At 56.0% G+C, this 21,555-nt stretch carries 19 protein-coding genes; 8 read left to right on the forward strand and 11 right to left on the reverse strand.

The annotated features are described in order from the left end of the window. Positions 1-80: 80 nt before the first annotated feature. Positions 81-1,262 (reverse strand): glycosyltransferase, encoded by a 1,182-nt coding sequence (locus EL29_RS07445; RefSeq protein ID WP_028715171.1) that lies wholly within the window; start codon positions 1,260-1,262, stop codon positions 81-83. Between the two features lie 259 nt (positions 1,263-1,521). On the opposite strand from EL29_RS07445, the gene hpxO reads away from it, so the two are divergent. Beyond that, positions 1,522-2,679 carry an FAD-dependent urate hydroxylase HpxO gene (gene hpxO, locus EL29_RS07450; RefSeq protein ID WP_019105184.1) on the forward strand — a complete coding sequence of 386 codons (1,158 nt, stop codon included), beginning with the start codon at positions 1,522-1,524 and terminating at the stop codon, positions 2,677-2,679. 30 nt (positions 2,680-2,709) lie between these two features. On the opposite strand, the gene dcp is transcribed toward hpxO, so the two are convergent. The 5 genes from dcp to guaD are packed head-to-tail and all read right to left on the reverse strand — an operon-like array spanning position 2,710 to position 10,696. Then, positions 2,710-4,752 (reverse strand): peptidyl-dipeptidase Dcp, encoded by a 2,043-nt coding sequence (gene dcp / locus EL29_RS07455; RefSeq protein ID WP_028715172.1) that lies wholly within the window; start codon positions 4,750-4,752, stop codon positions 2,710-2,712. A 48-nt stretch (positions 4,753-4,800) separates the two neighbouring features. Next, positions 4,801-5,589: a xanthine dehydrogenase accessory protein XdhC gene (xdhC, locus tag EL29_RS07460; protein ID WP_028715173.1), complete on the reverse strand. Its 789-nt coding sequence runs from the start codon at positions 5,587-5,589 to the stop codon at positions 4,801-4,803. Further along, positions 5,576-7,942, reverse strand: a complete 2,367-nt coding sequence (gene xdhB, locus EL29_RS07465; protein WP_014605792.1) for a xanthine dehydrogenase molybdopterin binding subunit — start codon at positions 7,940-7,942, stop codon at positions 5,576-5,578. The genes xdhC and xdhB overlap by 14 nt, the downstream gene beginning before the upstream one ends. Next, positions 7,932-9,371: a xanthine dehydrogenase small subunit gene (gene xdhA, locus EL29_RS07470; RefSeq protein ID WP_014593763.1), complete on the reverse strand. Its 1,440-nt coding sequence runs from the start codon at positions 9,369-9,371 to the stop codon at positions 7,932-7,934. Before xdhA ends, xdhB begins: the two co-directional genes overlap by 11 nt. Then, complete coding sequence (guaD, locus tag EL29_RS07475) at positions 9,368-10,696, reverse strand: guanine deaminase (RefSeq protein ID WP_022622812.1); 1,329 nt, start codon at positions 10,694-10,696, stop codon at positions 9,368-9,370. Before guaD ends, xdhA begins: the two co-directional genes overlap by 4 nt. A 372-nt stretch (positions 10,697-11,068) precedes the next feature. Here guaD and ydfG point away from each other — a divergent pair, with 372 nt between their 5' ends. Further along, a complete protein-coding gene (ydfG, locus tag EL29_RS07480) occupies positions 11,069-11,815 on the forward strand; it encodes a bifunctional NADP-dependent 3-hydroxy acid dehydrogenase/3-hydroxypropionate dehydrogenase YdfG (protein ID WP_014605789.1) in 747 nt (248 codons plus the stop codon). 28 nt (positions 11,816-11,843) lie between these two features. On the opposite strand, the gene EL29_RS07485 is transcribed toward ydfG, so the two are convergent. Next, positions 11,844-12,170: a YnfA family protein gene (locus EL29_RS07485; protein WP_028715174.1), complete on the reverse strand. Its 327-nt coding sequence runs from the start codon at positions 12,168-12,170 to the stop codon at positions 11,844-11,846. 132 nt (positions 12,171-12,302) lie between these two features. Between EL29_RS07485 and EL29_RS07490 the strand changes: the two genes are divergently transcribed. Both EL29_RS07490 and EL29_RS07495 read left to right on the forward strand, forming a co-directional pair. Beyond that, positions 12,303-12,626, forward strand: coding sequence for a DUF1283 family protein (locus EL29_RS07490; RefSeq protein ID WP_013025844.1), 324 nt, complete (start codon positions 12,303-12,305; stop codon positions 12,624-12,626). Between the two features lie 45 nt (positions 12,627-12,671). Further along, positions 12,672-12,968 carry a DUF1161 domain-containing protein gene (locus tag EL29_RS07495; RefSeq protein ID WP_022622813.1) on the forward strand — a complete coding sequence of 99 codons (297 nt, stop codon included), beginning with the start codon at positions 12,672-12,674 and terminating at the stop codon, positions 12,966-12,968. A gap of 95 nt (positions 12,969-13,063) precedes the next feature. Here the strand turns inward: EL29_RS07495 and EL29_RS07500 are convergent, their stop codons facing one another. Then, entirely contained in the window at positions 13,064-14,527 is a 1,464-nt protein-coding gene (locus tag EL29_RS07500; RefSeq protein ID WP_015700253.1) for an MDR family MFS transporter, read from the reverse strand. 377 nt (positions 14,528-14,904) lie between these two features. On the opposite strand from EL29_RS07500, the gene EL29_RS07505 reads away from it, so the two are divergent. From EL29_RS07505 to osmV, 4 genes are all read left to right on the forward strand, one after another. Next, entirely contained in the window at positions 14,905-15,621 is a 717-nt protein-coding gene (locus EL29_RS07505; RefSeq protein WP_013025847.1) for an ABC transporter permease, read from the forward strand. Between the two features lie 64 nt (positions 15,622-15,685). Further along, the gene (locus EL29_RS07510) at positions 15,686-16,549 is read left to right on the forward strand and encodes a glycine betaine ABC transporter substrate-binding protein (RefSeq protein WP_235193304.1); all 864 of its coding nucleotides are present in this window, start codon (positions 15,686-15,688) and stop codon (positions 16,547-16,549) included. 9 nt (positions 16,550-16,558) lie between these two features. Further along, positions 16,559-17,206: an osmoprotectant ABC transporter permease OsmW gene (gene osmW / locus EL29_RS07515; RefSeq protein WP_013025849.1), complete on the forward strand. Its 648-nt coding sequence runs from the start codon at positions 16,559-16,561 to the stop codon at positions 17,204-17,206. Then, complete coding sequence (osmV, locus tag EL29_RS07520) at positions 17,206-18,342, forward strand: osmoprotectant ABC transporter ATP-binding protein OsmV (RefSeq protein WP_015700251.1); 1,137 nt, start codon at positions 17,206-17,208, stop codon at positions 18,340-18,342. The genes osmW and osmV overlap by 1 nt, the downstream gene beginning before the upstream one ends. 124 nt (positions 18,343-18,466) lie before the next feature. Here osmV and bioD read toward each other — a convergent pair whose 3' ends face one another. From bioD to EL29_RS07535, 3 genes are all read right to left on the reverse strand, one after another. Beyond that, positions 18,467-19,165: a dethiobiotin synthase gene (gene bioD, locus EL29_RS07525; protein WP_019105177.1), complete on the reverse strand. Its 699-nt coding sequence runs from the start codon at positions 19,163-19,165 to the stop codon at positions 18,467-18,469. A 115-nt stretch (positions 19,166-19,280) separates the two neighbouring features. Further along, complete coding sequence (mlc, locus tag EL29_RS07530) at positions 19,281-20,498, reverse strand: sugar metabolism global transcriptional regulator Mlc (RefSeq protein WP_015700249.1); 1,218 nt, start codon at positions 20,496-20,498, stop codon at positions 19,281-19,283. 133 nt (positions 20,499-20,631) lie between these two features. Continuing rightward, positions 20,632-21,519 (reverse strand): LysR family transcriptional regulator, encoded by an 888-nt coding sequence (locus EL29_RS07535; protein ID WP_014593769.1) that lies wholly within the window; start codon positions 21,517-21,519, stop codon positions 20,632-20,634. Between the last annotated feature and the right edge of the window lie 36 nt (positions 21,520-21,555).

A 21,555-nucleotide genomic window follows, 5' to 3' on the forward strand; every position in this document is an offset into this window, starting at 1 on the left:
AAGACATTTCATAACCGATCTCCAGAGATACGCGTCCGTTAAGTATGGTAACTCTGACGCGTAACGTCTGATAAATCTTGTTAAATTGAGAGCGCGGGCGGATGTTCAACACATTCCACAACGCCGCGACGATAAATATCGTTAAGTCGGACGCCGTACTGACGCGGGTCATGCTGCTGTTTAATGCGTAAAATTGACCCTTCTCCCTTTTCCGTCAGGCAGGCCGGGTGTGCCAGAATGTCCAGCAGGGTCGATTTTATGCCGTCGATCAGCGCCCGGCGCAGGCGATCTTTATCGGCTTCGCTGTTGACCTGATATTCACGATCGTCATTCAGCTCGCCGCCGATCGTCCAGCCTGCACTGGCCGGGTTGATTTCCGGCAGAGCACGCACATTACTGGTTAACACCGGACAGCCGCTCGCCTGCATCTCCAGCACGGAAAACCCGTAGGTTTCCTGCCAGGTCGGTAACAAACCGAGGTCACTGTTCTGGAACAGTTTCAGGAGTGCCGAGTTTGCCATCTGCGCATGATGGGTGACGAAGCTCAGGCGGGAGATACGATCCTGGATATTCCGGTAAAAAGCCTCGTCGTCCTGGAATTTACGGTGTGCCACGTTATGACGCTTAGTCAAATCGCCGATAAGCTGCACGTCAAGCTGGGATGCATCGATCTGACCCGCTTCGACAAGCTCACTCAGCGCCAGCACAATTTCGGCCCCGCCCTTGCGATAAAACTCATTGCCGACAAAGACCAGACGGATTTTGTCGCTGTGACATGCGCTTTTCTGCGGGGTAAACAGCGTTTGTGGCGGATGCATCACCAGCGTTTTAGCCCGAATTTTTGCCGCCACATCCGGTTTAAACAGCTTCATCTGGATGTGCAGCGTCGCCTCTGAAATAGCAATCAGACCGAAACAGTTATCTTTCAGCAAATAAGGGATCAGCTGTTTCAGCTCTGGATTGTCGTGTTTGGCCACGCCTGCTACCGGCAGAACGCGCGGCAGCTCGGTTTCAAACGTCGCGACCCAGTTCATTTGCGTTATTGCCACTTCATTGAACAGATGGAGTATGTCGGGCTTCTGCCCCATTGCAAACGGGACAGGTAAGAAGACGAAACGTTTATTTTTTTTCAGTAAACGCGTACGCAGCGGATTGAGGAAATAGAAAACGTTACGTTTTTTCAGGTTAATGTAGTCGTTTTCCGGATTGACCAAAATATTGCGCTGCTCCGGATAGTGATTATTACTTATGCCGATTTTCATGAAGGGTTCCGAAGTCGTAGTGAGTGCGAACGTGATCTATATCACGCTGAATATGAAACAGATCATAGGTAACATCTTAAAAACATGTGATTACTGTGGTTTACAGATTTCTCTGCACCCGACAGGTGCAGCCTGTTGCACAGCGACCGTGCATCTGCGCCATTTTCACCCTTCATGCCCCCATTCAGACGCGCACTCCGCGCGTCGCGCTTCTGGTACAAAAGTTGCAAATAACTGATATGTGCACAGGAGATAACATATGAAAGCGATCGTCATTGGTGGCGGGATGGGTGGCATGACCGCCGCGCTGGCTCTGGAACAGGCAGGTTTCGACACTGAGGTTTTTGAGGCGGTCAAAACGATACGTCCCGTGGGTGCGGCCATTTCCGTCTGGCCTAACGGGGTGAAATGCCTTAATGCATTGGGACTGAGAGAAAAAGTGCGCGCCCTGGGCGGCAACATGGCCTATATGGCCTATAAAGAGGCCTTTTCGGGTGAAACCCTCACCCGTTTCAGCCTTTCCCCCCTGGTGCAGCAGGTGGGCGAGTTTCCCTATCCCATTGCCCGCGCCGAGCTTCAGGCCATGCTGCTGGATGCTTACGGCCGCCATCGGGTGAATTTTGGCAAGCGTATCGTGCAGGTGGAGCAATATGCCAGCGGCGTGATCGCGACCTTCGAAGATAACAGTCAGGCCCAGGGTGACTTTCTGGTTGCGGCCGATGGAACGCATTCGGTTATTCGTGATTACGTACTGGGGGAAAAACTGCCCCGTCGCTACGCAGGCTATGTGAACTGGAACGGCCTGGTCAGCGTTGATGAGTCCATCGCGCCTGCCGATCAATGGACAACCTTTGTGGGCGAGGGTAAACGCGTCTCTCTCATGCCGGTCAGCGGCAACCGCTTCTACTTCTTTTTCGATGTGCCGCTGCCCGCCGGGCTGGAGCAGGATCGATCAACGATGCGGCACGATTTGCAGCACTACTTCAGCGGCTGGTCTGAACCGGTTCAGAAGCTCATCGCGGCAATTGATGTGGAAACCACTAACCGCGTGGAGATTCACGACATCGAGCCTTTTCACCGCTTTGTAAAAGGCCGGGTGGTCTTACTGGGCGACGCAGCACACAGCACCACGCCGGATATTGGTCAGGGCGGTTGCGCGGCAATGGAAGACGGGATTGTACTGGCCTCGGCATTGTCTGCACATTCGCTTGGCATTGAGGATGCGCTGTTACGTTACCAGATGCGCCGCGTTGAACGCGTTAAGGATCTGGTGTTGAAAGCGCGTAAACGCTGCGACATCACGCATGCTAAAGATCCCCATCTGACATCGGCATGGTATCAGTCGCTGAAAACGGAAACGGGTGAACGGGTGCTGGCGGGACTGTGCGAAACCATTGAAGGTGGACCGCTGGGATAGTCAAAAAGGGCGGTATCACCGCCCTTTCGCTTATTCGGCTAAGCCGCGATTTTTTAGCATCGGCTCCAGTTGAGGCGCTCCGCCGCGCCAGGACTCATACAACGCTTTAAGATCGCTGCTGTTGCCACGCGACAGGATTTTTTGCCGAAAGATGTCGCCATTTTCCCGGGTTAATCCGCCGTGTTCGACAAACCACTGGTAGCCATCGTCGGCCAGCATCTGGGTCCAGATATAGGCATAATAGCCGGCAGAATACCCCCCGCCCCAGATATGCTGAAAATAGCTGGAACGGTAGCGCGGTGGAACTGCGGCCAGATCAATATCATCGCTGCGTAAAGCCTGCTGTTCGAACGCGTCGACCGACTGCACCGGGGTTTTCCCCTCCAGGCTATGCCAGTGGAGATCCAGTAACGCGGCCGCCAGCAGCTCGGTCATCTCATAACCTTTATTGAACTTGCCTGCTCTGATGATTTTTTCATGCAGCGCCGCTGGCATGGCCTCCCCGGTCTGATAATGACGGGCGAAATGACGAAACACCTGTGGCTCACTGGCCCAGTGCTCGTTGATCTGCGATGGAAACTCAACAAAATCACGTGGCGTTTCCGTGCCGGAGAGGCTGGGATAGCGCTGGCTGGCAAACAAGCCATGCAACGTATGGCCAAACTCATGGAACAGCGTAATTACGTCATCCCAGCTCAGCAGTGCAGGCTCGCCGTTGGCGGGTTTGGTGTAATTACAGACGTTGTAAATCACCGGTTTCTCGTCCAGCAGCGTGGACTGGTTAACAAAGTTGCTCATCCATGCGCCGCCGCCTTTGCTGTCGCGCTTGAAAAAATCGGTATAGAACAGCGCCATTCCGCTGCCGTCGGTATCAAAGATTTCGTACACCTGGACATCGGGGTGATAAACCGGCAGGTCGTGACGTTGGGTAAACTGGATGCCATAAAGTTGAGTCGCGGCCCAGAATACGCCCTTTTCCAGCACGCTGTTCAGTTCGAAATAGGGTTTAATCTGGCTTTCATCGAGATCGTACTGCGCCCGCCGAACCTGCTCCGCGTAAAAGTTCCAGTCCCACGCGCCAAGGGTAAAATTCCCCTGCTGGCTGTCGATGGTTTGCTGAATGGCCGCGGCTTCCCGCTCGGCCCGCGCACGGGCCGCAGGAACGATATTGCGCATAAACGCAAAGGCGGCATCGGGGGTTTTCGCCATCTGATCCTGTAGCTGCCAGGCGGCAAAGCTGGCAAACCCTAACAGCTTCGCCTGCTCTGCCCGCACCTGTGCCAGGCGCAGCACTAACGCTCGCGTGTCGTTGTCATCGTTTTTCTCACTGCGCGTCATGGCGGCCTGGAACAGCGCCTGGCGCGTCGGGCGATCTTCCAGAGACTGCAGTGCAGGCTGCTGCGTGGTGTTTTGCAGCACCAGCAGCCAGGCATTCTCCAGGCCTCGTGCCGCCGCCGCCGCTTGAGCAACGGCCAGATCAGACGGGCTCAGCCCCGCTAACTGCTGCACGTCATTGACCACTAAACCGCCCGCCTTGGTTGCAGCAAGCAGCTTATTAGTAAACTGCGTACTCAGTCGTGCAGCCTCCTGATTCAGCGCCTTTAACTGCTGCTTCTGTGTTTCCGGCAGGTTGGCACCCGCCAGTTGAAAGCGCTGCCACAGCACCTCGACCAGGCGTTTCGATTCAGCATCAAGCGAGTTGCGCTGCAAATAGACCTGGTCGATGCGTGAAAACAGCGGCCGGTTCAACATTATTTCGTCGTTAAGCGCGGTGAGCTGTGGCGCAATATCCTCGTCAACCTGCTGTAAATAGGGGCTGGTGTGGGCGGAGGTCATGGCATTGAACACCAGGCTCACACGGGTCAACAGTTGACCGCTTTTTTCCAGGGCCTCGCAGGTATTCAAAAAGGTTGCCGCTTCCGGATTGGTGGCGATGGCCAGGACTTCCTGGCGCTTTTCTTCCATTCCGGCCTGAAGCGCGGGCAGAAAGTCGGTTTCCTGAATCTGATCAAAAGGTGGCGTGTGATAAGGCAAGCTGCTGACGTTAAAAAAAGGATTTTGACGGGCGTTCATAGGCGCTCCTGGTGAACAACACAGAGTCTCATAGTGGCAGGTTGCCTCTTACAGAACAACCTGACCGCGTTGTTGCTGATACACCGCAATGATTTCCCCGGCAATCGCAACGGCGATTTCGGCAGGCAGTTTCCCTTTTACATCGGGCAGGCCCATGGGGCAGCGTAATCGCGCCAGCCGGTCTTCGGCAATGCCTTTGCCTTCCAGCCGGTAGCGAAAACGCTGACTTTTCGTTTGCGAACCGATCACGCCCACGTAGCGGAAATCACCGCGCCGCAGAATAGCCTCACACAGCGCAAGATCCAGCGGATGATGGTGCGTCATCACAATATAATAGCTCCCCGCCGCCGCCGCGGCCACGCAGTCCAGGGGATCGTCGGGCTGTTGCACGCTGACGCCGGGTGGCACAGAGGCAAACTGATTGTCCCGACCGTCAATCCAGTTAACGTGACAGGGTAACGTAGACAGCAGGCTGACCAGCGCCTGACCGATGTGGCCCGCGCCAAAAACCAGGATTTCCGGCTGCGCCTGCATCAACGGTTCAAACAGAATGGTGGTCATCCCGCCGCAGCACTGGCCTAACCGGGCGCCCAGGCTGTAGTCTTCGGTATGAGGACGACGCTCTCCACTTTCCAACAGCGCGCGCGCCTGCGCAATGCACTGAAACTCAAGATGGCCGCCACCGATGGTCAGAAAACTTTCGTTGGCCGTCACCACCATCTTCGCGCCACCGTCACGCGGGACTGAACCCCGATCGCGCAACACGGTGACCAGCACGCAGTGTTGCCGCTTCTGGCGCAGGTCGTGCAAAATCGCTATCCAGTCATGATAAATCATGGGTGCCTCCCGCCATGCGCTGGACGCCCCAGAATACTCGCTCCGGCGTAGCGGGCGCGTCCAGCGCGGGATGCAGACGATAGTCGGCGACGCTGGCTACCGCATCCTGTAACGCACACCAGGCGGCTATCCCCAGCATAAACGGCGGTTCACCCACGGCTTTGGAATGGAACACCGTGTCCTGCGGATTTTTGCGGTTTTCCACCAGCGTAACCCGCATATCGGCCGGTACGTCAGCGATCGCCGGGATTTTGTAGCTGGCGGGGCCGTCGGTCATCAACTGGCCCTTGTCATTCCAGACCAGTTCTTCACAGGTCAGCCAGCCCAGCCCCTGGACAAAGCCGCCCTCTACCTGGCCAATATCGATGGCCGGATTCAGCGACGCGCCCACGTCGTGTAGAATATCCGCACGCAGCAGCCGGTATTCGCCCGTCAGCGTGTCCACAATGACTTCACAACAGGCCGCGCCATAGGCGAAGTAGTAAAAAGGTTCGCCGCGACCGGCCTGACGGTCGTAATGGATGCCGGGGACGCGATAATAGCCCGTCGCCGATAGCGGTACCTGATTCAGCCAGGCAAGCTGCGCGACCTGGGCGAAGGTGTAATAGTGCTCGGCAGCCCGAACGATACCGTTACTGAACATCACCGCCTCTGGCCCGCATCCGTGCAGCGTACACAGCATGGTCGTCATGCGCTCACGCAATATCTCGGCGGCATTTTGTGCCGCTTTGCCGTTGAGATCTGTGCCACTGGACGCCGCCGTGGGCGAAGTGTTAGGGACTTTCCCGGTATCGGTGGCGGTGATCTGAATACGATCGACCTCGATTTGCAGCACCTGCGCCACAATCTGCGCCACCTTGGTGTTAAGCCCCTGGCCCATTTCCGTTCCGCCGTGGTTGAGCTGCACCGTGCCGTCGGTGTAGATCAGAATCAGCGCCCCGGCCTGATTGAGGAAGCTGGAGGTAAATGAAATGCCAAATTTAACCGGCGTCAGCGCCAGTCCACGTTTCAGTACGGGACTGCTGGCATTGAAGGCTGCGATCGCCGCGCGGCGCGCATCATAGTCACTGCTGGTTTGCAGTTGCGCCGTAATCTCATCCAGCAGGTTGTCTTTTACCTGCTGATGGTAATGGGTGATATTGCGTTCGTTCTTGCCGTAGTAGTTGCGTTTTCGCAGCGTAAGCGGATCCAGACCGCGCTCGCGGGCGATGTGATCCATAATCTGCTCAATCGCCACCATGCCCTGCGGCCCGCCAAAGCCGCGAAAAGCGGTATTTGACGCGGTATTGGTGCGACAGCGGTAGCCGGTGATGCGCGCATCACCCAGATAGTAGGCGTTATCGGCATGAAACATGGCCCGATCCACTATCGATCCGCTCAGATCGAGCGAGTAGCCGCAGTTACCGGCAAGATCGATTTTTACCCCACACAATCGGCCATCGTCTTCAACGCCCACATCATAGCGGACATAAAAAGGATGTCGCTTGCCGGTTATCCGCATGTCATCGCGTCGGGCCAGGCGCATTTTAACCGCCCGGCCGGTCAGGCCTGCCGCGACGGCGCACAGGCAGGCCACGCCCGCCGCCTGGGTTTCTTTACCGCCAAAACCGCCACCCATTCGGCGCATATCAATCGTGACCTTGTTCATGCTGATGCCCATGACCTCTGCCACCAGCTTTTGGACCTCCGTGGGGTTTTGCGTGGAGCAGAACACCTGCAGCGCGTCGTCCTCACCCGGGATCACCATGGCCGTCTGGGTTTCCAGATAGAAGTGTTCCTGCCCGCCAATATGAAACGCGCCCTGTATGCGGTGCGGCGCACGGGCCAGCGCCGCCTCGACGTCGCCGCGCTGGTGGATATGGGGCTCCTGCACAAAACTGCCCTGCAGCAGAGCCTGTTCTACATCCAGCAGCGCGGGCAATACCTCATACTCGATCACCGCCGCCATCGCGCCCTGTCGGGCCGCATCCGGCGAGTCGGCCAGCACGGCAATAATAATTTGCCCAACATATTCGACGCAGTCCTGAGCCAGCAGCGGGTCGCCGGGCTGCAGCGGGCCGACATCGTTGACGCCGGGCACGTCCTGCCAGGTGAGGACGCGGACGACACCGGGAACGTCGTAGCACGGCTGGACATCAACGTGAGTGATACGGGCATGGGCATGATCGCTCAGGCGAGGACAGAGATGCAGCAGACCGGGCTGCTCCGCTTTGTCATCGATATATATCGCCTCGCCGGACACGTGTTTATCGGCGCTTTCATGCTTATTGCTGCGCCCCACGCCGCTGCTGATGTCGCGTGCATGAGCAATGGGTAATGCTGAATCGGGCAGAGCCGGACGATTATGGGACATAGCGGCTTACCTCAGTCAGGGACAATCCGTTGAGACGGTAAAAGTAACGGCGCAGCAGGTTGCTCGCCACCTGCAGGCGATAGCCGGCGCTGGCGCGAAAGTCGCTGAGCGGCTCAAAGGTCTCTTCCAGCGCCTGACAGGCCGTGGCTATCGTTTGTGCGGTTAAGGCCGATCCAATCATGGCCTGCTCACAGCCTGTGGCGCGCACCGGCGTTGCCGCCATCCCGCCAAAGGCAATGTGTGCCGCTGTCACAATGCCGTTATCGGTTTGGATATTGAAAGCGGCAAACACGGCTGAAATGTCGTCATCCAGCCGTTTCGAGACCTTCCAGGCAACAAAATCAGGTGACACCGTCACTTTTGGAATAATGATGGTATGGATAAACTCACCGGGTTGCAGCACGGTCTGCCGGTAGCCGGTAAAAAACGCGCTGAGTGGCAAAGTGCGTTGCGTGTCGCCCTTCTGCAGCAGCAGAGAGGCGTTTAATGCCAGCAGCGTTGGCGATGCATCGCCAATCGGGGAAGCATTAGCAAGGTTACCGCCCAGTGTGCCAAGCTGGCGAATTTGCAGCGAGGCAAAACGCGTCAGCATCTCCGTTACTCCCGGAATGCGCGTCGCCATAAACGCTGCGATCTGGTCGAGCGAGGCGGCGGCACCTAAGTGATAGGATGCGTCGTCCTCATAACAGTGTTTCAGTGCATCCACCTGCCCCAGCGCAATCATCACTGGAATGCCCTGGTAGCGTTGGGTAATCAGCAGGCTCAGGTCCGTGCCGCCCGCCAGTAACGCGGCATCGGGGTGCGCGACACAGAGTGCAGCGAGCTGCGCGACGGTGGTGGGAAGGTAACAGTGACGGCCTTTATCCTGAATTACCCGGACCTCCTGATTCTCCAGCGCGCGCAGGCGCTCAACCACGCCCTGCTCACAGCGATCAAAGCTGTCCGGCTGTGCCTGCGTCACCAACTGTTCGGCCGCCGCCATAATGGAACGATAACCGGTACAGCGACACAGGTTGCCGGCCAGCGCATGCTCTGCCTGCTGCCGGTCCCAGTCGCTGTGATTTTTTTGCAGACTGAACAATGACATCACAAAGCCCGGCGTGCAGAAGCCACACTGCGAGCCATGACAGTCCACCATCGCCTGCTGAGCCGGATGCAGGGTTTTCCCCTCACGTAAATCTTCGACGGTGATGAGCTGCCTGCCCTGTAATCCACTGACCAGCATCAGGCAGCTGTTAACGGTCTGATAGTGCAACCTGCCGTCCACCACGCTCCCCAGCGTGACGCTGCAGGCACCGCAGTCGCCGGACGCACAGCCCTCCTTGGTGCCACAGCGACGCTGATGCGTGCGCAGATAAGAGAGTACCGTCAGATTGGGATCGATACGTTCTTCTGTGACGAGCTGGTCGTTAAGCAGAAACTGAATCATGCGGCATTCTCCTTTGTGGTGGATTGCCAGACCGGTCGGCCGTTAACCCACGTCTCTACGATGTTTCTGTCATCACCCAGCGTCATCAAGACGAACAGTTTTTCCCAGATATCCTTGCAGTTCCCCATACGCAGCTTTTGCAGCGCCGATACGGCGGGATCCAGCACGACAAAGTCAGCTTCTTTACCTGGTGCAAAATTACCGATGTGCTGGTCAAGATCCAGCGCACGGGCCCCGCCCAGCGTGGCATGGTAAAAGGCTTCTGCAGCACTCAGCCTGTATTGCTGTAGCTGGCCGACCTTGTAAGCCTCGCCCAGCGTTTGCAGCATATTGAAGGTGGTTCCGGCGCCAACATCGGTGCCGATGCCCACTTTGATGCCCTGCTGCCAGCTGCGCTTGATATTAAACAGGCCGCTTCCCAAAAACAGGTTTGAGGTCGGGCAAAAGGCAATGGCGGAATCCGTATCGTGCAGACACTGCCATTCATGATTTTCCAGATGCAGGCAGTGTGCAAAGACGCTTCGCCGGCCGGTCAGCTGATAGTGGTGGTAAACGTCCAGATAGCCATTGCGTTCGGGAAACAGCGCGTTGACCCAGGCTACTTCCTGTGGGTTTTCGCTGAGGTGCGTGTGGAGCCAGACATCCGGGTAAGCCGTGCGCAGCGCCTGCACTTTCTCTAACAGGTCTGGTGACGAGGTGGGCGCAAAACGCGGCGTCAGGGCATAGCTCAGTCGGCCGCGGCCGTGCCAGCGCTCAATCAGATCGCGGGAATGTTGATAGCTTTCCTCCGGCGTTTCGGTGAGGTAATCAGGCGCATTGCGATCCATCATGACTTTACCGGCGATGATGCGCATCTCAAGCGCTTCGGCCGCGCTAAAAAGCGCCTCTACCGACTGCGGATGCACCGTGCCAAAAACCAACGCACTGGTGGTGCCGTTAGCCAGTAGCTGATGGAGAAAAAACGCTGACATTTGCGCGGCATGCTCGGCACAGCGGTACTGCCTCTCAACCGGAAACGTATACTGATTCAGCCATTCGAGAAGCTGCTCACCATAGGCGCCGATCATTTCTGTTTGCGGGTAATGAATGTGGCAGTCGACAAAACCCGGCAGGATCAGCTTACCGCGCAGATCGATAACGCGCTCTGCTGCCTGACTGCTGCTGACATCACACCAGGGGTGCAAACCGACTACGCGGCCCTCACGCAGAATGAGCAGACCATCTTCGATATAACGCGCCTGAGACAGAATAGCCTCAGGCTCGTTCGCCACCGCGGCAAAATCAAAAAAACTGGCACGAATCGCCGTGTCCTGGCATGTAGACATATCGTTTCCTCTTACCGGGCGCCTGATGTTGTCGCCCTGTTCATCTCGTACTCTCTTTAAACACTTTGCAAGACGCATGCCAGATTAGCGCCTGATAAATTACTTTATTATCAGTGACTTATTAAGATCATCCTGTTGCGCAACGCTTTCGCTGACAAAATCGCCACGCAATCGGTTGCTCATCCAACGCAATCGGTTGCCAGTAAAAATGCACCCTGCCACGTTACCTTGCTGCCCCGTTCTCTGCACGATTTCGGGGCAGCGTGCGCTAAAAACGCGCAAAAGCGCCTCCCCGCGGAATTCAGCGGACACAGGCTAAAATGCCGTGATAAGGTGAGGAGACATCACGAAACTGGAAGAGGGAAAAGTGAGATGATTATTTTTGTTACGGGGGCCACAGCCGGTTTTGGCCAAAGCATTACCCGCCGATTCATCGAAACAGGTCACAAGGTGATTGCCAGTGGACGTCGTGCTGAACGCCTGAAGGCGCTGAAAACGGAGTTGGGTGAGAATCTGTATACCGTACAGTTAGATGTGCGTAACCGGGCATCGATTGAAGAGGCCATCACACAGCTGCCTGCCGAGTGGCGCAATATTGATGTCCTGGTGAATAACGCCGGTCTGGCGTTGGGCATCGAACCCGCGCACCGGGCAGATGTGAACGACTGGGAAAACATGATCGACACCAATACCAAAGGGCTGGTCTATATGACGCGCGCGGTTTTGCCTGCCATGGTAGAGCGTAACGTCGGTCACATTATTAACATTGGTTCGATTGCCGGCAGCTGGCCTTATGCCGGGGGCAACGTTTATGGTGCCACCAAAGCCTTTGTGCGCCAGTTCAGCCTTAACTTACGCACCGATTTACACGGTACGGCCCTGCGTGTGACCGATATTGAGCCGGGCCTGGTCGGCGGCACGGAGTTTTCTAACGTGCGCTTTAAAGGGGACGATGGCAAGGCCGAACAGGTCTACGAGGGCGCCACGGCCCTGACGCCTGAAGACGTTACCGAAGCCGTTTACTGGGTGGCCACGCTGCCGAAGCACGTCAACATCAATACGCTTGAGATGATGCCTGTCAGCCAGACGCTGGCAGGGTTGAAAGTGCATAAACCCTGACCGATAAGCCAGCCGCAAAGGCTGGCTTTTACGCTTTGCCCCATCCCGCTACGATAATCAGCATGCCGCTCAGCGCAATCAGCGCACCACTCCAGTCCCATGCGCTCAGCTTGACACCTTCGACCACGCGCAGCCAAAGCATGGCCGTCAGCACATAGACGCCGCCATACGCCGCGTAAACCCGGCCGCTGGCCGCAGGATGTAAGGTCAGCAACCAGACAAATAACCCGAGGCTCAATGCGGCAGGCAACAACAGCCACATGGACGCCCCCTTCTTTAGCCACAGCCACGGCAGAAAACAGCCGATGATTTCCGCCAGCGCGGTGATAAAAAACAGCAGCGTGGTTTTAAGCAGCACAATAATCTCTCTGACAGGTAAACAACATGCACACAGCTGGTGAGCAAGTAATCGGCAATGGTATACTATTCTCATTTGATGCAATAGTTTTACCCAAGAGTAAAACAGTGTTAACCGAAGGATATTACGATGAAAAAATTGGTTCCGGTTCTGATGGTGGCCCTGCTTTCTGCCACCGCGATGCGTGTCAGTGCGAACACCGAACACGTGATTATTGAAAACGGCAGCAGCGCATTGAGCAACGAAGCGGCACGTCAGAGTAAAGAGCAGTGGAATGATACGCACATGCTGCGCAACAAAGTGAACAGCCGGGTTGAGAAAGAATTCGATAAAGCCGATCGCGCATTCGACACGCGCGACAAATGTGAACAGAGCGCTAATCTGAATGCCTATTGGGAACCCAATACGCTGCGCTGCTTAGACCGCCGCACGGGCCGCCCGGTATTGCCGTAAATTTCGGCTATAGTAATGACTGACGCATGACAAAAGGAAAGGGTTATGAAGATCAAGAGTGCATTACTGACAGCGACGTTTTTAGCCTTCCCCCTGCTGGCTCAGGCATCCTGCGAATCTGTAAAAGCGGATATCAGCCAGAAAATCATTCAAAACGGCGTGCCTGAATCAGGCTTTAGCCTGGATGTGGTCGCCAACGATCAGGTTGATCAGGCTGGCGGTCAGGTCGTCGGCCATTGCGATAACGACACACAGAAAATTGTTTATAAAAAGCTGGGCCGTGATGAGGGCACCTCCGTACCCGACAGCGCAGGCAGCTCGCAAGACTCCTCTACACAATAATGTTCAGGGCGACGATGATGTCGCCCTGTCTTTTCCTGTCTTTTCCTGTCTTTTGCTGGCCCTTCTCTGCCCATCACGCCTGAGGTTTCAGCGCACTATTCCGTTTGTTGCGGCTGCTGGCGCGGCATCTTCCACGCTACCCACAGGGTGAGGAACGCAATGACCAGTGCCACAATAAAGACCCAATGTAGCGATGCGGCTATTGCCTGCAGCATAGGCTGAAGGACGTCCGGTGCCAGGCGGTCGCGCGTTTCCTGCGACATGATTTGCTGAACCGGATCCTGCGCATGGGGCAACCGCCATTGCAGATTCAGGTTAAGCACCGCGCCCATCACCGCTGTCCCCAGCGCCGATCCAATCATACGGCTAAACATGACCGACGCTGTACAAATGCCTTGCACGTTAAAGTCGGCATGATTCTGGACAGATACCAGAAATGTCGTGCTGGTCATTCCCATGCCGGTTCCGATGACAAAGGCGGTGAATCCCGCCTGGAACAGCGTGCTTTCTGTGTGCAACAGCAGTAGCAAGGCGCTGCCGCCGATTAATAACAGTGCGCCCAGCTGCGCGGTAAAACGGTAGGAGGTCAACAGCATCAGACGGCCACTTAGCGTACTGGCCAGCGGCCAGCCAACAGACATCATGGCCAGCGCAGTCCCGGCCTGAAGCGGCGATCCGCCGGTTACGCCCTGAATCCAGGTCGGCAGAAAAGCGCTGACGCCCATCATGGTTGCACCAATGATGAAGTTGCCGAGATTGCCCGCGATAATCAGTGGGCTTTTCCACAGGCTGAGCGGGAACAGCGGCGAGCGGGTGCGCTGCTCATGACGGGTTAACTGCCAGCCAGCCACCAGGCCAATGGCTAAGAACAGCAGCAGCCAGTAGCCAAGCTGTTCAGCCTGCAGCAGCGCAATCAGAACGGCGCTGATACACAGCGTGAGCCAGCCGCTCCCGGTCAGATTCAAAGACTGGGAGGGTTGTGTCTGCGTATAGGCAGGCAGCAAGGCTGCCAGCATCAGCATGCTGACGATGCCGATCGGTACGTTGACCCAGAAGATGACGGACCAGCTAAAGTGCTGGACCAGCCAGGCACCGGACAGCGGACCGACAATCGCCGCAACGCCCCAGACGCTGGACAACCAGCCCTGCACGCTGGCGCGTTCCCGGGGGGAATAGATGTCTGCCACGATGGTGGAACTCAGCGGCATGATCGCGCCCGCCCCCAGCCCCTGAAATGCCCGGAAGACAATCAGCCAGAGCATCGTGTGGGCGAAACCGCAGAGCACCGACCCGGTAAGGAAGATCGCGATGCCCAGAAACAGCATTTTTTTGCGGCCCCACAGGTCCGCCAGCCTGCCATAGAGCGGCACGCTCACCGCCTGGGTAAGGAGATAGACAGAGAAAACCCAGCCAAACTGCGAAAAACCGCCGAGATCGGCCACAATGGTGGGCATTGCGGTCGCCACAATCGTGACTTCAATCGCAGCCATAAACATGGCGAGCATACAGGCAAAGAGAATCCAGTGGCGACGGCGTGGTGCGGAGGTGCTGTTGGTCATGATGCTCCCTTTTTTGTTCCCTAAGGCTAGCGCATATTTCACCAGACGGGAACCGATTCAATCCAAATTGTGACACTGTCACTTAAAAAAGGCCTTTTCAGGTCGTTTCACTCTGAAACCTGTTGCTGTAAGGGCTGAGGCGTTTTTTGGCTCATGCTATCTTCCTGATTTTTCCGATAAAAGCTGGCGCGCCCCGCTTACCGCTGCTATAGAAATAAAGCGGTATTTTCCGCACTTTGTGAAATTACGCAGAAATTCACTGCGGTTTGCCGCATTTAGCGACCGGCATGGTTTTGGAAGGGGCGCTGACGATAGCCACTTTTGTCATGCTGGTTTAGGTAGCTATAACAACAGATCCGTAAACAGGGAGAAACCGTATGCATAACGCTTCACTGGCCAGGCGTGCCGGTCTGGCACTGCTGGCTGTGGTCGCAGTGGCAGGTGCGCTGGTATGGGGGCTTGGCTGGGATACGCTGGTCGCCCGCAAAGACGATCTGATTTACCTTGGACAGCAGCACCTGTTTCTGGTGTTTTGGTCGATGCTGTTCGCCCTGCTGGTCGGTATACCCAGCGGTATTCTACTCAGCCGCCCTTTTGCCCGGCGCTGGGCGGAATATGTCATGCAAATCTTTAACGTCGGCAATACGCTGCCTCCTCTTGCCGTTCTGGCGCTGGCGATGGTTGTCATTGGCATTGGTGATAAGCCCGCCCTGGTCGCGCTGTTTCTGGCATCACTGTTGCCTGTCGTCCGTAACACCTACTCCGGACTCAGCGCCGTACCGCCTTCGTTGATCGAAGCCGCGAACGGCATCGGCATGACCAAATGGCAGCGCTTGCGTCAGGTTGAGATTCCTAACGCCCTGCCGGTTATTCTTGCGGGCGTGCGCATTGCCACCGCCATTAACGTGGGCACCGCCCCGCTCGCCTTCCTGATTGGCGCCAGCAGCTTTGGCGAACTGATTTTCCCCGGCATTTATCTTAATGACTTCCCTGTGCTTATCCTGGGTGCCGTTGCTACGGCGCTGGTTGCACTGGTGCTGGATATGCTACTGGCGTCATTAGGGCGCTACCTTAGCCCGCACGCTGCGGCATAACGATAAGGGGTTTGTAATGCTAACGCGCTGGATTAAGAGCTCTACCCTGGCACTGGTGGCCTCAATGGCACTCAGCCAAAGCGTACAGGCGGCCACGCCGCTGGTGCTCGCGACAAAAAGCTTTACCGAGCAACATATTCTTTCAGCCATGACGGTTATGTGGCTGCAAAAGAAAGGCTTTGAGGTTATCCCGAAACGCAACATCGCCACCACCATCAGTCGTAATGCCATGATTAACAAGCAGATCGACATGACCTGGGAATATACCGGTACCTCACTGATCATCTTTAACCATATTAATAAACCGATGTCCTCCGAGGACGCCTATAAAACCGTGAAAAATCTGGACGGCAAACTGGGTCTTATCTGGCTCAATCCCGCCCCGATGAATAACACCTATGCCTTTGCCATGCAGCGCGCGCGCGCGGAAAAAGAAGGTATTTCGACGCTGTCGCAACTGGTGGCCAAAATGGATCAGGTGCGTAAAACAGATCCGAAACATAACTGGCGACTCGGGCTGGACCTGGAGTTTTATGGCCGTTCAGACGGCATGAAGCCACTGCAGAAAACCTACAACCTGACGCTCGACAGGCCACAGATTCGCCAGATGGATCCGGGGCTGGTCTATAACGCCGTGCGCGATGGTTTTGTGGATGCCGGCCTGATCTACACCACGGACGGGCGCGTGAAAGGTTTCGATCTCAAGGTGCTGGAAGACGATAAACACTTTTTCCCCAGCTACAACGTGACGCCGGTTGTGCGTCAAGACGTGCTGGCGAGCCATCCCGGTCTTGAAGCCGCCCTGAATCAGCTTTCCCTGCTGATCACCGATGAGGCCATTACCGAGATGAACAAGCGCGTGGACATCGATCACCAGTCGCCTGAACAGGTGGCGCGCGATTTCCTTCAATCCAAAAACATGCTGTAAGGAGGCATCGTGGATACCCTTCATTACATCATTGATAACTGGAATAACCTGCTCACGCTGACCTGGCAACATACCTGGCTGGTGCTGGTTGCAGTAGGATGCGCGATTGTTATTGGCGTACCCCTTGGGATTTTAATTGTGCGCTTTAAATGGCTGGCCACGCCGGTGCTCGGCATTGCCACCGTTGTACTGACCATCCCGACGATTGCGTTGTTTGGCCTGATGATTCCGCTTTTCTCGCTGATTGGGAAAGGGATTGGTGCGCTACCGGCTATCACGGCGGTCTTCCTGTATTCATTACTGCCGATTGTGCGCAACACGCATACCGCATTGGAAAATCTGCCGGACGGCCTGCGTGAAGCGGGTCGTGGCATTGGCATGACGTTCTGGCAACGCCTGCGTTGGGTTGAGATCCCGATGGCGCTTCCGGTGATTTTTGGTGGTATTCGCACCGCCGTGGTCATGAACGTTGGCGTGATGGCTATCGCGGCGGTGATTGGTGCTGGCGGGCTGGGCATGCTGCTGCTGGATGGCATTAGCGGCAGTGATATTCGTATGCTGATTGCCGGGGCGCTGATGATTTGCCTGCTGGCGATTGTTCTTGACTGGCTGCTGCACCGTTTGCAGCTGGCGCTGACTCCTAAGGGAATTCGATAATGATAAAACTTGAAAATCTGACGAAAACCTTCAGCCAGAAAAACGGCACGCTGATGAAAGCGGTGGACAATGTGAGTCTTGAGGTTCCTGCTGGCGAGATGTGCGTGCTGCTTGGGCCTTCGGGCTGTGGCAAAACCACCACGCTGAAAATGATTAACCGCTTAATTCCCTCTACCAGCGGGCGGATTCTCATCAATGGTGAAGACACCAGCACTCAGGATACCACCACCCTGCGTCGCAATATTGGTTACGTGATCCAGCAAATTGGTCTGTTCCCCAATATGACGATTGAAGAGAACATCACCGTGGTGCCACGCATGCTGGGCTGGGATAAAAAGCAGTGCCGCGAGCGGGCAACGGAGTTAATGAGCATGGTGGCGTTGGATCCGAATAAGTTTCTGCATCGCTACCCGCGTGAAATGTCCGGTGGACAACAGCAGCGCATTGGGGTGATTCGCGCGCTGGCGGCTGATCCGCCGGTACTGCTGATGGATGAGCCTTTCGGCGCGGTTGACCCAATTAACCGGGAAGTTATTCAGAATGAGTTTCTGGATATGCAGCGTCAGTTAAAGAAAACGGTGATGCTGGTCAGCCACGACATTGATGAAGCACTCAAACTTGGCGACCGCATCGCGGTCTTCGGCCAGGGCAAAATTGTCCAGTGCGCCAGCCCCGATGAGTTGCTGGCGACGCCGGCTAACGATTTTGTCGGCTCCTTTGTTGGCCAGGACCGTACGTTGAAACGTCTGCTGCTGGTACAGGCAGGCGACGTGACCGACCAACAGCCCACCATCACGGTAAAACGCTCTACGCCGTTACCGGAGGCTTTTGGCACCATGGACGAAAACGACATGCGTTCCATCACCGTGGTTGACGACGACGGCAAGCCGTTAGGATTTGTGAAACGCCGTGAGGCGCGTCACGCGAGCGGGCGCTGTGAAGAGATGCTGCATACGTTTAAAGTGACCGGCAAAGCAGAAGAAAACCTGCGTGTGGTTCTGTCGAAACTCTATGAACACAACACCGTCTGGATGCCGATTGTGGACGAAGATGGCCGTTACAGTGGCGAGATTTCCCAGGACTACATTGCTGATTATCTCAGCTCCGGGCGTACCCGTCGCCGCCTGAATCCATAATGAATCAGGGCCGCACGTTGGTTGCGGCCCACTTAATCCTGCCTCTCATTCCGTATCACTGTTGGTCAGTTATCTCTGATGAATGGTACCGTCGCGCGCGTGGCGCCATCCTGCTCTGGTTCTCTCAGGCTGTTTTTGTCCGAGCGTAGTGCAGGTTATTGCTATTCAGCAGGGAGATATCCAGATAACGGGACAGATCGCGCTGCTCTGCGCGGGGCAAATAAGGCAACTCACCGAGAAGCGGTGCCGTAATCTGTTCACGCAGGACGGAAATGATATCGGCATAGTGCGCCAGCCCCGGATTAATACGATTAGCCACCCATCCGGCCAGCGGCAATCCGTCGGCCTGGATCGCCTGAGCGGTCAGTAGCGCATGGCTGATACAACCTAACTTAATCCCGACCACTAAGATAACGGGCAGTTGCTGCTCGATCACCCAGGCCGACAGCGGCTGGGCATCGTTCATCAGGCTGCGCCAGCCCCCGGTGCCCTCGACCACCACGCGATCGGCAAGCTGATTGAGATGCTGAAGCCCCTGCGTGATTTTCGCATAATCGACCTTATTGGGCGGATAGCCGCAGATTTCTTCTTTCTCAAAAATGACCGGATTCACTGCCTGATAAGGCAGCGCAAGGGAAGAGGCGCTCTGCAAAAACAATCCATCCTTGTTTCTCAGGCCCTCTTCTGTTTTGACGCCCCAGCGGGCAACAGGTTTGTAGCCCGCAGCCCGCTCGTTCGCCTGGGTAAAACTTTGCAGCAGGGCGCGTGCGACCACGGTTTTCCCCACTTCGGTATCGGTTCCGGTAATAAATAGCGTTTTCACTCTACTTCTCCTTCACAAGCGGTGTCAGCTCACTGACGATTCGGCTTTCATGCGAATGATCATTCTAAGGAAGGAAAAGGGGGAGCAGATTGCGTTAGCGCAAGGTTAGTGTTGCTTAACCTTGCAGTAACTTAATTAACAGGTAGCCGCTGTAAAGCGAATCCTTGATCAACGCGGCCGCACCCAGCGTACCTGGCTCAGTAAATTCAGTGGGTGCAAGCTGAATCACTGCGCTGTATGCAGGTAAAGACTGCTGGTGAATGGTATTTTGTACTGCCGGAAAGAGAACATCTGCCGCCTGATTTAGCGGAGAACCGATAAGAATTTGTTGAGGATTAAAGATATTGACCATCATGCCGAGGATCCTGCCAACATGATGCCCCACTGTCGCTATGGCATCCCGCGCCAGCCTGTCGCCGCTCTGTGCTGCCTCACAAACGGCAGAAAGCGTTAAGGGCTGATGGTGTAACAGGCTGTCGGGCTGACCCGGAAGTCGGTGCGCAATCAGCGCCAGCAGGCTGCCGGTACTGGCGACTGTTTCAAGACAGCCGTGATTGCCGCAGTAGCATTGCTGGCCGTAAGGATCGACCTGTGTGTGGCCGACTTCCACCAGCGCGCGTCCGCTTTTGTGCAACAGCTGACCGCCAGTGATCACGCCAGCCCCTACCGTTTCGTCGATCACAATCTGAATCACGTCCTGCGCACCGCGTGACGCACCAAACAGCGACTCGGCAAGCGTCCAGGCGGAGATATCGTGCTGGATAAATACCGGCAGGCCGGTCCGCGCCGCCAGGGTGCTGCCCAACGGCATATCATGGCAGGTATAGCCGGGTAAACGGTGCACCACACCGGATGCGGCATTAATCAGCCCCGGTAGGGTGATGGCAATGGCGGTCAGCCTTTCCAGCCGTTTCTGATGACGGATAAAAAACGCGTCAACATGGTCGGTCAAACGCGTCAGCAGCGGCTCCGTGGCGTCATCAATGAGCGGCAGGTTGTCTTCGACAAGCGCCCTGCTGCTGAGGTCACGCAAGGTCAGCGTCAATATGCCACGGTGCAGACGAATCGCCAGATAGTGCCAGGCGTCCGTATCAAGGATTAAACCAATCGCCGGACGGCCGCGAGCGCCCGGCTCCTGAAACTCGGTTTCCTGAACCAGGTGGGCATCCAGCATTTCCCGCACGATTTTGGTAATACTGGCAGGCGCCAGCTGGGCCCGTTTGGACAGTTCAATACGCGAGACTGGCCCATGCTGATCGATTAACCGGTAAACGACGCCAGCATTAATTTGTTTAATTTGGTCAATATGGCCAGGTTGACTGTCCGAACTCACACCCTGCTCCGGTTATTTTCGCGCTTCTAAATAAATATCCGCTATGGTGCGGCAGATTCACTTTTTGCGGCAAATATTTGCTTAGATATGTGATTTAACACACATAATTTTTCCGGCTTTGGCGGATAAATTGTCACTCACGGCGCAGTAACGCCATCATATGCGCCATCTGCGCACTCATTTCGCGTTCGCCCGACCAGACCAGCCACATCTCCGACTGCGCATCAGGCTCCTCCAGCGGTAACCACACCACGTTCGCCAGACGCGCGTGGCTGAAGGAGGCAGGCAAGATAGATACACCCAGCCCGGTCGCGACCAGTCCGAGAATAGTCATGGCCTCGCCCACTTCCTGGGTAATGTAGGGCCGGATCTGATAGCGCTGAAGCAAATCCAGGATTTCGCTGTACAGTGCCGTTCCCACCTGAGGATCAAAAAACACAAAGGGTTCCCGCGCCAGCGCCTGCAAGGTGATCCGCCCTGCCGTCGCCAGCGGATGGGCTTTATGCACCACGGCGCACAATGGCTCGCGCAGCAAAAGCTGATGATGCAAATCGGCGGGGAGCGGCGTGTTGCGCATGACGCCGAGGTCCAGCTTGCCCTCATGCAGCGGAGCCAGCTGCTGACGGGTGTTAATTTCCTGCATCTGAACATGTACGTTGGGCCAGCGCTGGCGAAACACATAAAGCGCATCTGACATCACGCCAATAAAAGCCGCAGAGGAGGTAAATCCAATGCGCAGCTCTCCTTCTTCACCGCGATGCAGACGCGCGGCGCGCTGGGTTGCCTGCTCGACCTGTAACAGGATTGCCCGCGCATCCTGTAAAAACTGCGCGCCGGCCGGCGTAAGCTGCACGCTACGGTTGGTGCGGTTAAACAACTGCGCGCCGGTTTCCGCTTCAAGCTGCATGATTTGCTGACTCAACGGCGGCTGGGAGATGTGTAAGCGCTGGGCTGCGCGGCCAAAATGCAGCTCTTCCGCAACGGCAATAAAATAGCGCAGGTGACGCAGCTCAATATTCATAGGTTAAACGTCTTATTTAAGATGATTAATATATTA

Source organism: Pantoea ananatis LMG 2665 (assembly GCF_000710035.2).
GTDB classification, from domain to species: domain Bacteria; phylum Pseudomonadota; class Gammaproteobacteria; order Enterobacterales; family Enterobacteriaceae; genus Pantoea; species Pantoea ananatis.